Annotated in this window: 1 protein-coding gene; it reads left to right on the top strand. The window is 28.8% G+C overall.

The window, feature by feature from the left end; all coding sequences use genetic code 11:
• A partial coding sequence (locus IEW94_RS16805) for a hypothetical protein (protein WP_229669566.1) occupies positions 1-529 on the top strand: 529 nt, incomplete at its 5' end.
• Positions 530-677: the final 148 nt, after the last annotated feature.

Here is a 677-nt window from a genome sequence, read left to right as displayed (position 1 = left end):
CGTTGTAGCCAATGCTATGAAAAAAACTATTTCAATAATAATATTTCTAATTTTAATATTTTCTTGTTCAAGAAAAACAAATAATAATTGGAATAAAAATTCAGAGCTTTTTGGAACCTGGGTTAAATTAGAAAGAGATAGCAAAGGATATCTGATTTATGATCCTTGTAATGGAATTAATAAATCCGTTACCATCAATAAAGATATTGCTATTTACGATTTAAGTCAAGAAACGCCTGACACATTAAAGATTGATTCCATCAAAATATTGAATTCATCAAATGAAATCGAATTTTCAGGTACTCAAGAATTTTATTCGATGAAGTCACTTATTAAAGTTATTGATTTTGACAAGAAATTATACCTTTTAAAATGGGAATTAACACCTAAGAATAATCCAAATTACCCAAGAAAAGGAAAAATGATGATGACAAAAAAAGATTTCGAAAAAGATTTTAGATTTATAGACAATCCTTGCGATTATGATAGAGTAGCTGAAAAAGAGTTTCTTCCTATTGAATATGACTAAAATAAAAAACGCACAGGCTACAACAAAGTATATAAAAAATTGCTAGTTTTAGCTAAACCAAAGTTAGTTGCTTGTTTGCTAGCTTCTGATTTTCCTTCGGAAAATCCTCGCACGTAAACCCGCAACTATTCTTATACGAACCGTTGTG

This window comes from Yeosuana aromativorans, from assembly GCF_014646655.1.
Classification (GTDB): Bacteria; Bacteroidota; Bacteroidia; order Flavobacteriales; family Flavobacteriaceae; genus Yeosuana; species Yeosuana aromativorans.
This window is presented reverse-complemented; position numbering and strand designations above follow the sequence as displayed.